Consider the following 11,973-nt stretch of genomic DNA (forward strand, 5'->3'; position numbering starts at 1 on the left):
GTTTTCGGCGATGGCCCGGCCACGACATCGTCTTGGCTGAGAGCAACGCGCTCCCGTCCGGCTTTTCTTCATAGAGGCCGGCTGATCCCAAAATCGCCGGCCAGCCTCGGCCGAATCAAGCAAGTCCCTGATTCCGGTGACAAAGCCGGGCTGCGTCGGGAGTGCCGGCCATGCGGCATTCCGCTCATCCCGATGACGCGTTACCGGGGTGACATCAAACTGTCATGCGACTGTTATAATCGAAGGCTATTGGCCTCAGCGGGCGCCGACTGACGAGCGCCGAGAGACCATCTTCCGAACAGGAGCAGGCCACATGAAAAAATTCCTCTATACGGCGTCGGCCGCTGCGCTTGCGCTCGCCGCGTCGTCCGGCTTCGCCGCCGCGCGCGACCAAATCCAGGTCGCCGGATCATCGACCGTGTTACCTTATGCCAAGATCGTTGCCGAGCAGTTCGGCGAAACATTCACCAACTTCAAGACCCCAGTCGTCGAATCCGGCGGCAGCGGCGCCGGCATCAAGGAATTCTGCAAGGGCGTCGGCGAAGACACGATTGACATCGCCAACTCGTCGCGTCCGATCAAGGCGGACGAACTCAAGTCCTGCGCCGACGCCGGCGTGAAGGAAGTCCAGGAAGTCCGGATCGGTTATGACGGCATCGTCTTCGCCACCGACATCAAGGGCCCGGACTGGGCGCTGGTTCCCGCCGACATCTACAGGGCGCTCGCGGCCAAACTGGTCGTCGACGGCAAGCTGGTCGACAATCCGAACACCAAGTGGAGCCAGGTCAATCCGAAGCTGCCCGACTGGGACATCGCCGCCTACATTCCGGGCGAAAAGCACGGCACGCGCGAAGTGTTCGAGACCAAGCTCCTCGATGCCGGCTGTGACAAGGCTGCTCTCAAGGCCGCCGGCATTGCCGACGACAAGGAAATCGGCAAAACCTGTATCGCCATCCGCAAGGACGGTAAGGCCGTCGACATCGATGGCGACTATACCGAGACGCTCGCCCGCATCGACTCCAACAAGACCGGCGTCGGCGTGTTCGGCCTCGCCTTCTATGAGAACAATGCCGACAAGCTGAAGGTCGCCACCGTGGAAGGCATCGTGCCTTCGACCGAGACGATTGCCAGCGGCAAGTATCCCGTCTCGCGCCCGCTGTTCTTCTACGTCAAGAAGGCGCATCTGGGCGTCGTTCCCGGCCTTAAGGAATACGTCGAGTTCTTCCTCGACGACCAGATGGTTGGCCCGGAAAGCCCGCTCGCCGAATACGGCCTCGTTGCTGCCCCGGATGCCGAGCGTCAGGCCCAGCGTGACGCTTTCGCGACCGGAAAGTCGATGTAATCAAGTTGCCGAACCGGGGTGCGGGCCAATCCGCGCCCCGGTTTCACCGCAGGCCGCAATGGCGCTGCGTTAGAATTTCTCTTGGGGTGGGTCCATGTCGTCCTTGCTCGTACTGGCCATCGTCGTTGCCGTCGGCCTGGTTGCCTTTTTCATCGGCCGGCAGCGTGCCGCGGCCCAGGACAATGGCAAGGTCAAGCCGCATTCGCGCGCTCACTATCATGGCTGGTGGGCCTTCCTGCTCGCCGTCCTGCCTGCTCTTTTGCTGCTTGCCGTCTGGGCCGTCGGTTCTTCGGTCTATCTTGACCGACACATCCACACTGCGTTGCCCGAGCGCACCGTCGACAGCAAGGTTGCCAGCGAGGCACTGGATGTCAGCCTGGTAAAGAGCCTCGCCAAGGGCTTGCGCAAACTCGATGCGGGCACACTGGCCGCAATGCCTGCCAGCTTTGCCGAGTTGCAGCCGCTGCTCGCCGCCAAGGGCGTGGCACTGGCGAGCGACACACAGGATTACATGATCCCGATCGCCGTCGAGGCAAACAAGGTCCAGGACCGGCTCGGCCTGTTCGGCGCTATTGTCATTCTCGCTTGCTCGCTCGCCGGCGCCTTCTATGCACTCAGGCAGATAGCGCCGCGCGCCAGGGCGCGCAACAATGTCGAGAGGTTGATGCTGTGGGGGCTGCTTGCCGCCTCCACCATCGCCATCCTGACCACCGTCGGCATCGTGCTTTCGATGCTGTTCCAGACGATCACCTTCTTCGAGAGCGTCTCGCCGATGAGTTTCTTCTTCGGCACCGTCTGGGATCCGCGTTTCGCCGCTGCCGGTTCGGGCGGCAGCCAGGGCCAGTTCGGCCTGATTCCGCTTCTTTCCGGCACACTCTACATTGCCGCCGTCGCACTGCTGGTTGCGGTGCCGGTCGGGCTGATGTCGGCTGTCTACATGGCCGAATACGCAACGCCCAGGGTGCGCTCGGTGGTCAAGCCGGCGCTTGAACTGCTGGCCGGCATACCGACCATCGTCTACGGCATCTTCGCCGTCGTCACGCTTGGGCCGTTCCTGCGCGACCTGTCCGCGGCGCTGACCGGCGGCTCGCCCTTCATCCAGGGCCAGAGCATCTTCACCGCCGGCCTGGTGATGGGCGTCATGCTGATCCCTGTCGTGTCCTCTCTCTCAGATGACATCATAACCGCAGTGCCGCGCGCCATGCGCGATGGGTCGCTCGGCCTCGGCGCGACCCGCTCCGAGACGATCAAGCGGGTGATCCTGCCGGCTGCACTGCCCGGCATCGTCGGCGCCATCCTGCTGACTGCCTCGCGCGCCATCGGCGAAACGATGATTGTCGTGCTGGCGGCGGGCGTCGCCGCCAACCTGACCATCAACCCATTCGAGGCGATGACGACCATCACCGTCAAGATCGTCAACCAGCTCACCGGCGACCTCGAGTTCAATTCGCCGCAGACGCTGGTCGCTTTCGCGCTCGGCCTGACGCTGTTCGCGCTGACGCTGGTGATGAATATCGTCGCACTCTACATCGTGCGCAAATATCGGGAGCAGTACGAATGACCGACATTCCCATGGATACGATGGTCAGGGCGGCGGCCCATCCGCGCCGCGACATCGGCCTGAAGGCCCGTTACGCCGCCGAACGCCGTTTCCGCATCTATGGCGTCGTGGCGGTTTCCGTAGGCCTGGCGTTCCTGGCAATCATGCTGATCACCATCGTCTCGAAAGGCTACACCGCCTTCTGGCAGACGACAATATCACTGCCGATCTCGTTCGACGAGAAGGTGATCGATCCTTCCGGCAAACGCGCAACCGATCCGAGCGTCCTGATCAAGGCAAATTATCCCAAGCTCGCCGAAAACGCGCTGGTGGCCAAGCTCGGCATCTCTCCCGATGACAAGCCGGCGATCAAGCAGCTCAAGGGCTTCCTGTCGGAAGGCGCCCGCGTCCAGTTGCGCGACATCGTTGCCGCCGATCCGTCGGTCATCGGCACGACACGCAACGTCAACATCCTCGCCGCCGCCAATCTCGACTCGGCTTTCAAGGGCCAGATCGACCTCAGTGTCGAGGAAGCGCGACGCAAGGTCTCGGACCAGCAGATCACCTGGATGAACAAGCTCAAGGCCGAGGGCGCGATGGCCGAGCACTTCAACAGCGGCCTGTTCACCTACGGCGCCTCCAGCCGCCCGGAAACCTCGGGCATGGGCGTGGCGATCATCGGCTCGTTTTACATGATGGTGATCGTGTTGCTCCTGGCGCTGCCGATCGGCGTCGCCGCCTCCATCTATCTGGAGGAGTTCGCCAAGAAGAACCGGTTCACCGACCTTATCGAGGTCAACATCAACAATCTGGCCGCAGTGCCGTCAATCGTCTTCGGCTTGCTCGGCCTCGCGGTGTTCATCAATTTCCTGGGCATGCCGCGCTCCGCCGCTTTCGTCGGCGGCCTGGTGCTGACGCTGATGACGCTGCCGACGATCATCATCGCGACGCGCGCCGCGCTTGCCGCGGTGCCGCCGTCAATACGCTCGGCAGCCCTCGGTCTCGGCGCGTCCAAGATGCAGATGGTGTTCCAGCACATCCTGCCGCTTGCCGCGCCCGGCATCCTCACCGGCACCATCATCGGTCTTGCGCGTGCGCTCGGTGAAACCGCGCCTCTGCTGCTGATCGGCATGGTCGCCTTCGTCGCCGATCCACCGACGACGCCTTTCGATCCGGCCACCGCGCTGCCCGTGCAGATCTATATGTGGGCGAACGAGGCCGAACGCGCTTTCGTCGAGCGCATGTCGGGCGCCATCATCATCCTGCTCGTCTTCCTCATGGCCATGAACATCACCGCGATCGTGCTTCGGCGTCGGTTCGAGCGGCGCTGGTAGAAAAAAGGCATCTTGGTATGAACATCATGACCGAACAGTCTCTTGAAAACGCAGTGGGCGACAAGATGAAGTCGAACGAAGTGATCAAAATGCGCGGCGACAAGGTCGGCGTGTTCTACGGCGAGAAGCAGGCGCTGTTCGATGTCAATCTCGACGTCCGCCTGAATCAGGTGACGGCGCTGATCGGCCCCTCCGGCTGCGGCAAGTCCACCTTCCTGCGCTGCCTCAACCGCATGAACGACACCATCGATTCGGCACGGGTAACCGGCAAGATAACCCTCGACGAAGAAGACATCTACGACAAGAACATCGATGTCGTCGAACTCAGGGCGCGCGTCGGCATGGTGTTCCAGAAACCCAATCCGTTCCCAAAGTCGATCTACGAGAACGTCGCCTATGGTCCGCGCATCCATGGATTGGCCAAGCGCAAAGCCGACATGGATCAGATCGTCGAGTCGAGCTTGAAGAAGGCGGCAATCTGGAACGAGGTCAAGGACCGTTTGCAGGAACCTGGCACGGGTCTTTCCGGTGGCCAGCAGCAGCGTCTGTGCATTGCACGCGCCATCGCCGTGTCACCCGAGGTGATCCTGATGGACGAACCGTGTTCGGCACTCGACCCGATCGCCACCGCTCGCGTTGAGGAACTGATCGACGAACTGCGTCAGAACTATACGATCGTCATCGTCACCCATTCGATGCAGCAGGCGGCGCGCGTGTCGCAGCGCACCGCGATGTTCCATCTAGGCTATCTGGTCGAGGAGGGCGCCACCGACAAGATGTTCACCACCCCCGACGACAAACGCACCCAGGACTACATCACCGGCCGGTTCGGCTGAGCTCAGGCATATGAGGGACGAAGATCATGGGTGAACATACCGTCGCATCTTTCGATGAGGATCTGGAGCAGATTAGCCAGCTGATCCGCGACATGGGCGATCTCGCCCGCTCGATGGTCAGTGGCTCGACCAGGGCTTTGCTCAATTCGGACAATGCGCTGGCGCAGCGGGTGGTTTCCGACGACGCCATCATGGATGCACGCCAGCGCGAGCTGGACGATCGCGCCATCACGCTGATCGCCAAGCGCCAGCCAATGGCCAACGACCTGCGTGCGGTGGTCGGTTCGATCCGCATGGCCGGCGACCTCGAACGCATCGGTGATCTTGCCAAGAACATCGCCAAGCGAGTCGGCACTGTCGGGCTGAGCGTCACGCCGCACGACCTGTCGCATTCGATCGACGGGATGGCGCAGCTGGTGCTGATCCAGGTGCAGGGGGTCGTCGACGAGTATGCCGCCGCTGACCCGGCAGCGCTTGCCACGCTCAGAAACAATGACGAACGCATCGACGTCAAATACACCTCGGTGTTCCGCGAGCTGTTGACCTACATGATGGAAGATCCCCGCAATATCACGGCGTGCACGCACCTGTTGTTCTGCGCCAAGAACCTCGAGCGGATAGGCGATCACGTGACCAACATCGCCGAGAATGCCTATTATGTTTTGACCGGCACGCAGTTGCCAGCCAATCGTCCGAAGCAGGACGAGACGGCAATGTCCTCGCCAGCGGCATGACAGGGGTGACCAGCCGATGATCGCACCACGCATCATGGTGGTGGAGGATGAGGAGCCGCTAGGCGTGCTGCTCCGCTACAATCTTGAATCCGAAGGTTACCAGGTCGAGGTGGTGACGCGCGGCGACGAGGCCGAAATCCGGCTGCAGGAGAACGTTCCCGACCTTCTGGTGCTCGACTGGATGGTGCCGGCGGTTTCCGGCATCGAACTCTGCCGGCGCCTGCGAATGCGTCCCGAGACCGAGCGGCTGCCGATCATCATGCTGACCGCGCGAGGCGAGGAAAGCGACCGCGTGCGCGGCCTGTCGACCGGTGCCGACGATTATCTGGTCAAGCCTTTCTCGACGCCGGAATTCATGGCCAGGGTCAAGGCGCTGCTGCGCCGGGCCAAGCCGGAAGTGCTGTCCAGCGTGCTCAAGGTCGGCGACATCGTGCTCGATCGCGAGTCGCATCGTGTCTATCGCAAGAAGAGCGAGATCCGGCTCGGGCCGACGGAATTCCGCCTGCTTGAATTCATGATGCGCCATCCAGGCCGCGTGTTCTCGCGCAGCCAGCTGCTCGACAATGTCTGGGGCGAGACGATCTACATCGACGAGCGCACAGTCGATGTGCATGTCGGCCGGCTGCGCAAGGCGGTCAACAATGGCCGCATGCCGGACGTCATCCGCACGATCCGTGGGGCCGGATACGCGATCCGCGAGGATTAGAGCTAATTCCGCCCCGACATCATCGGGACCAGGTGAGAACTCCTTTGTGAAGGGTTCTCACCTGAGCGTTTCATCATCGTTTCACGGAAACGCAGAGCCGCCCTATCTCTTTGTTTTGATGCAACTCCGGAGGGAAAGCCGTTTCTCGCTTTTCCTAGAATTGCTCTGGGCAACAGCTCACGGTCAGGTCCTGCGATGGCCGGGAAGCCCAACGCAACTTCGGACAGGTGCCGATCAGAATTTGTAGGCGATGCCGATGCGAACCTCATGGGTCTTGAGTTCGATGTCCAATGGAGGTGCATCCTGCAGGTCGAATGTCTTGGATCCAAAATCGGCATGGCGGTACTCAGCCCGGAGGATCATGTTGTCGGTAAAGGCGTATTCCGTGCCGACGCCGAGCGTCCAGCCGGTATAAGTCGTGTCGAAATCGTCATCGGCTCCGACGAGCCTTTGATTTACGTCGGCGAAGGCGACACCACCGGCAATATAGGGCAGCCACCGGTCGGTTGCGTATCCGAGGCGCGCGCGGATCGCACCAGTCCGACTTATCTCCTGGACTACGGGGTAGTCGGCAGGCCAGGGAACCCCCGCCGAATTGTATACGAGAGCATCATCGTCAGCCCCACTCCAGGCTATGTCGGCATCGATGCCCAAGACGACGTTGTTGCCGAATTGGTGGTTCGCACCGACATACAAACCTCCCATGAGACCGGCAGGCTTGGGATTGGCATGATCGTCATCCCCGGTGAAGCGGCCGTCTCCCCAAGCATATCCTGCCAGGACGCCACCATATCCGCCTGTCCAGTTGAAACCGATCGGGGGAGCCGCCGGCATATCCGGAGAGGCTGCATGGGCGGGCCAGAACCCCGCTGATAGGACCAAGCCCGCCGAGATTGCAAAGATGCGCATAAGAAGTACCCGCCCGGCCAGCGCCACTAGCTATTGTTATGCCTCTTGGCATCCGTGCCTTTCCAGCCGCCGAGCATGTCGAATGCTTCCAGGCCGTCTGGCCGTGGGGTACGACGCGATGGTAAGCCGGTTAATGTAAGGCGCGCCCATGCCTTGCTGATTGCCCGTCCCAGATGCGATGAATTCGGGTGGCCCGGCTTGTCCGCTTCACCAATCTGCTGCATCTGAATTGCCTCGCCTGACATGTTGGGTGCCCTTTGCGGTGTGCGCTCCATTGCGCATTACTGGAAGCATGTCTGGCCGGCCTTCGTGGCCGGCAGTGCTTCAGCTCACACCTTGAAATATCTGTCCGCGAAGTCGATTGTGCTGTCACTGTCCCGGGCGAGGTTGGCGGGCACATTGGGACGCTCGGTCACCAAGATGAGACGCACAATCAAGGTGCGGGATCACCTTCGCTTCTTCTTGTTTCGAGGTCGGCTTCGCAGCTCACCGCCAGCCATAGCCAGAACCAATCCTTGCTGATTGCCGAGCGGAACGCCCTGCGCAACGGACTCAGGCGCGGACGGAGGCGAGCCAGCCTTCGACGACCGCTCCTCCGTTTCCGTTGCCCTGTTTCAGCAAGGTCTCATACGTTGCCATCCGCATTGAATCCTTGGCGAGAGCGCGGACAGAACTCGGGCTGATCTGATATCGCTTCTGGAAGGCGCGGCTGAAGTGCGCCTCGCTGCGAAACCCGTGGTTACGGGCAATGGCCGCTATCTTGTGATCTGGCGCTGATCGTAGAATGCTCTGCAAGCTCACTCTTAGCCGTTCAGCGAGCATCCAGCGTTGTACGCCACCATGCGGCTCGAACAAACGGAACAGGTTCGATCGGGAAACTCCCAGGACCGCCGCCAGCTCATTCGGGCCGAAGTCGGGATCGGACAGTTTTTGTCGTGCGGTCGACGATGCACGTTGGAAGAGGAAACGCTTGTCACGTCGCTGTCGCGTTGTGGGGGCGCCAAAGGCGGCGACGGCAAAGCGCAGGATGCCGTCGACTGTCACCTGACTCTGGTGAATGCTGAGGCCCTCGATATGCTTCACGAGTGCCTTGATCTGGGCTCCCAGCATGGCACCGGCGTCCTCGCTCGCCGTCAGCACAAGGCCGTGAGCGTTGTTCTGCAGCCCGGCCGGCGCACTGGCCTTGTCGAAAGTCAGCGCGATCCCTTCATAGCCCGAGGTCTGGCTTTCATAGGGCAACGAATAGTCGACGGCGACGATGTCGCCGGGAACATGCTCCTGGATCAATCCGTCGTAGTTGCTCGTGACCTGCCCTTCCAAGACCATATAGAGCACCATGTGCTGGGTCGGTCGGTCGTCGATGACCTGTTGCGTCCGCGACATCGCCATCGCCGATCCGCCGTTCACATGCACAAACGCACCCGGGAGTTGCCAACTGCAACCATGAAAGTCAAAAAGCGAGGGGTCGGCGTTCTCGGGTATGGAACAGTCGACCAGGAGAGAAAGCGCGCTTTTCCACGCAGCAAAACATTCTACGCCTCGCGGAAATGGCCATTCAACCCGCTGTGCCGTTGCCGTATCGAACGTGCTGTCGGGCTTGCGCATCCTGAACCGTGTTGAACTTCCGCTGCCCCTATGCATCGGCACTGCCCGATCGCACGACATGAGGGTCCATGATTATCGAAGTAGTCAATAGTTTGGGACGCTCGGTCAAGCAGTTGCGACGCTCGGTCATGGTGTCCGGCCCGAGAGGCGCACGCTACCAGGAGAGACGGGCCTCGGCTCCAAAATCAGGCAACACGGCAAGGCTGAAGAGCCGATGGAGCGCAAGGTCCGTCCGGAAAGGTCCAGATTGGGTTCTGAACCAGACTTCGACGGACAGCCGGCCGCGCCCAAAGCGAAGCGGCAGGGCGCACCCACGTTCGGACTGGTCAACCTCCGTCATTTCGGGATGACTGGGTTGACCCTGGTCCTCAGGCAACGTGCTTTCCGGCGCTTCCTCTCGCCTGCGCGCCGGGTGCGAAAATCTCCTGGTCGACGAAGGTCAGTGCGCGCATGGCGCAGCCTTCGCGGATCAGTGGCAGTTCGTTCGGCTCTGTGTCGAAGGAAATCGATTTTGAGTGCTGGCCGCCGGCGGTCTGGACAATCGCCTCGCGCAGTGCCGGCTCGATCAGGTCGAAGGCGGCCGCGCTGACGCCGACCATGGCAACGGGCGCCGGATCGATCAGCGCGAACAGGCTGCCGAGACCGTAGCCGAGCGCTTCGCCGGCCTTGCGATAGGCTTCCCGTTCGGGGCCATCCCTTTCGCGGGCCGCGGTCGCCAGCGCGCGCATGTCGGCGTCGCTGACATCGGCCACAGGTTCAGCGTCTTCGCCCAACTGCCTTGCATTGCGCCAGATAGCATAGTTGCCGGCGTAGGCCTCGACGCAGCCGCGCCGTCCGCAGCGGCAGAGGGCGCCGTTCGGCCGATGGATCATGTGGCCGAACTCGCCGCCCGAGGAATGGGTGCCGGTGAACAATTCGCCCTTCAGCACCAGGCCCATGCCGATGCCGTGCGACAAAAGGATGGCGATGAAGTCGTCGCGGTAGCGCTGCGGATCGCGCCAGCGCAACGCCACCGCCATCATGTTGCAGTCGTTCTCCATGGTGGCGGGGATGCCGAACGCGTCTTCGAGGATGTCGGCGAAGGCGATATCGGTGTGCGGCGTGATCGGCGACCACAGCATGGCGCGGGAACGGGTGTCGGTGATGCCCTGGATGGCCAGCGCGATGCGGGCGATGCTGCGCACGTCCAGGTCGGGATCTTCCAGGCGACGCCGCACGATTGCCGTGCATTCACCGATCAGCGACTCGCGCGCCATCGTCAGCGTGTCCAGCCGGCGCTGTTCCTCGGATATTACCTGGCCGGCATAGTCGATGACGGCGACAGAGAGGAAATTCAGCGACAGCACCACGGTCATTACCGCGGCCGCTTCCGGATTGAGGCTGAGGCCGACCTGCGGCCGGCCGCGTTTGAGCGAGCCGGCCTCGCTCGGCTTGCTTTCGGTCAGGATGCCTTCGACGATCAGGTCGGATGAGATCGCGGAGATGGTCGAATGGCTGAGGCTTGTGGTCGCGGCGATCTCGGTGCGCGACGGCTGTCCGGCGTGGCGCACCGCCGCGATCACCATCGCGCGGTTGCGGCGGCGCAAATCGTCGTGGCGGATTCCGACCGACATGCTTTTTCATATCCTCCCGGTCGCCGCGGTTCTTCCTGCCCATGGAACGCTGTCGGTGACGCAGGTAAATACTGGCAGAAGCCGCGCACCCTGTCATTTATTTATTCCGAGACTCGAAAAAAATTTGAAACGACATCAAAATCCATCAGAATCGATGTTGACAGCGTTCGGGCGTTGGCCCAGTATTTTTTCGAGGCTCGAAAAAATAGAGCTTCTGTGCCGGCCTTCGGGTCAGTTTGGTCGCGCCAACGCGGCGCAGGGAGGATAATATGAAAAGATTCACAGCCGCCATCCTGGCAGGTGCCGCCATGTCGCTGACGCTCGCGTCTGTCGCGCAGGCGAAGGACAAGGTCGTCGGCGTTTCGTGGTCCAACTTCCAGGAAGAGCGCTGGAAGACCGACGAGGCGGCCATGAAGACGGCGATCGAGGCCGCCGGCGATAAATACATCTCCGCCGATGCGCAGTCCAATCCCGGCAAGCAGCTTACCGATGTCGAAAGCCTGATCTCGCAGGGCGCCAATTCCCTGATCATCCTGGCGCAGGATGCTTCAGCCATCGGCCCGGCGGTGCAGAAGGCGCTGGACGAAGGCATTCCGGTCGTCGGTTATGACCGGCTGATCGAGAACAAGGACGTCTTCTATCTGACCTTCGACAACAAGGAAGTCGGCCGCATGCAGGCCCGCGAAGTGTTCAAGGTCAAGCCGGAAGGCAACTACGTCTTCATCAAGGGCTCCGGTGCCGATCCCAATGCCGACTTCCTGTTCTCGGGCTCGATGGAAGTGCTCAAGGAAGCTATCGACAGCGGCAAGATCAAGAATGTCGGCGAAGCCTACACGGATGGCTGGCTGCCCGCCAACGCCCAGAAGAACATGGAACAGTTCCTGACCGCCAACGACAACAAGGTCGACGCGGTGGTCGCGGCCAATGACGGCACTGCCGGTGGCGTCGTCGCGGCGCTCACGGCTCAAGGTTTGGCCGGCACCGTGCCGGTCTCGGGGCAGGACGGCGATCACGCCGCGCTGAACCGCATCGCCCTCGGCACGCAAACCGTGTCGGTGTGGAAGGATGCGCGTGAACTCGGCAAGAATGCCGCCGAGATCGCCTCGCAACTGGCCGACGGCAAGAAGACGAGCGACATCGCCGGCGCCAAGGACTTCACGACGCCTGGCGGCAACACCGTCAAATCTCTGTTCCTGACCCCGGTTGCCATCACCAAGGACAATCTCAACGTCGTCATCGACGCTGGCTGGATCAAGAAGGACGAAGTCTGCGCGGGTGTCGCCGCCGGCACCGTCGCGGCCTGTAACTGATCCGGACCACTTCGAAATATCTGAACGCCGCGGCCCACAAGCCG

10 protein-coding genes are annotated in these 11,973 nt (G+C 61.8%); 7 read left to right on the forward strand and 3 right to left on the reverse strand.

What is annotated here, in order from left to right:
* The first annotated feature begins 313 nt into the window (after nt 1-313).
* The 6 genes from LB558_RS17420 to phoB all read left to right on the forward strand — a co-directional run bounded on the left by LB558_RS17420 (nt 314) and on the right by phoB (nt 6,492).
* The gene (locus LB558_RS17420) at nt 314-1,342 is read left to right on the forward strand and encodes a PstS family phosphate ABC transporter substrate-binding protein (protein ID WP_224698710.1); all 1,029 of its coding nucleotides are present in this window, start codon (nt 314-316) and stop codon (nt 1,340-1,342) included.
* A gap of 94 nt (nt 1,343-1,436) precedes the next feature.
* Nucleotides 1,437-2,903 (forward strand): phosphate ABC transporter permease subunit PstC, encoded by a 1,467-nt coding sequence (gene pstC, locus LB558_RS17425; protein WP_224698711.1) that lies wholly within the window; start codon nt 1,437-1,439, stop codon nt 2,901-2,903.
* A complete protein-coding gene (gene pstA / locus LB558_RS17430) occupies nt 2,900-4,216 on the forward strand; it encodes a phosphate ABC transporter permease PstA (protein ID WP_224698712.1) in 1,317 nt (438 codons plus the stop codon). Before pstC ends, pstA begins: the two co-directional genes overlap by 4 nt.
* Nucleotides 4,217-4,233: 17 nt before the next feature.
* Nucleotides 4,234-5,052 carry a phosphate ABC transporter ATP-binding protein PstB gene (gene pstB / locus LB558_RS17435; RefSeq protein ID WP_224698713.1) on the forward strand — a complete coding sequence of 273 codons (819 nt, stop codon included), beginning with the start codon at nt 4,234-4,236 and terminating at the stop codon, nt 5,050-5,052.
* Between the two features lie 26 nt (nt 5,053-5,078).
* A complete protein-coding gene (phoU, locus tag LB558_RS17440) occupies nt 5,079-5,786 on the forward strand; it encodes a phosphate signaling complex protein PhoU (protein ID WP_224698714.1) in 708 nt (235 codons plus the stop codon).
* Nucleotides 5,787-5,802: 16 nt separating this feature from the next.
* Complete coding sequence (phoB, locus tag LB558_RS17445; protein ID WP_010911896.1) at nt 5,803-6,492, forward strand: phosphate regulon transcriptional regulator PhoB; 690 nt, start codon at nt 5,803-5,805, stop codon at nt 6,490-6,492.
* Between the two features lie 234 nt (nt 6,493-6,726).
* Here the strand turns inward: phoB and LB558_RS17450 are convergent, their stop codons facing one another.
* The 3 genes from LB558_RS17450 to LB558_RS17460 form a co-directional block, all read right to left on the reverse strand.
* On the reverse strand, nt 6,727-7,401 hold the full coding sequence (locus tag LB558_RS17450) for an outer membrane protein (RefSeq protein WP_224698715.1): 675 nt from the start codon (nt 7,399-7,401) through the stop codon (nt 6,727-6,729).
* Nucleotides 7,402-7,953: 552 nt separating this feature from the next.
* A complete protein-coding gene (locus LB558_RS17455; protein WP_224698716.1) occupies nt 7,954-9,006 on the reverse strand; it encodes an AraC family transcriptional regulator in 1,053 nt (350 codons plus the stop codon).
* 368 nt (nt 9,007-9,374) lie between these two features.
* Nucleotides 9,375-10,619 carry an ROK family protein gene (locus LB558_RS17460; protein WP_224698717.1) on the reverse strand — a complete coding sequence of 415 codons (1,245 nt, stop codon included), beginning with the start codon at nt 10,617-10,619 and terminating at the stop codon, nt 9,375-9,377.
* Between the two features lie 269 nt (nt 10,620-10,888).
* On the opposite strand from LB558_RS17460, the gene xylF reads away from it, so the two are divergent.
* Nucleotides 10,889-11,929: a D-xylose ABC transporter substrate-binding protein gene (gene xylF, locus LB558_RS17465; RefSeq protein ID WP_013529274.1), complete on the forward strand. Its 1,041-nt coding sequence runs from the start codon at nt 10,889-10,891 to the stop codon at nt 11,927-11,929.
* Nucleotides 11,930-11,973: the final 44 nt, after the last annotated feature.

This window comes from Mesorhizobium sp. CO1-1-8 (assembly GCF_020164875.1).
Classification (GTDB): domain Bacteria; phylum Pseudomonadota; class Alphaproteobacteria; order Rhizobiales; family Rhizobiaceae; genus Mesorhizobium.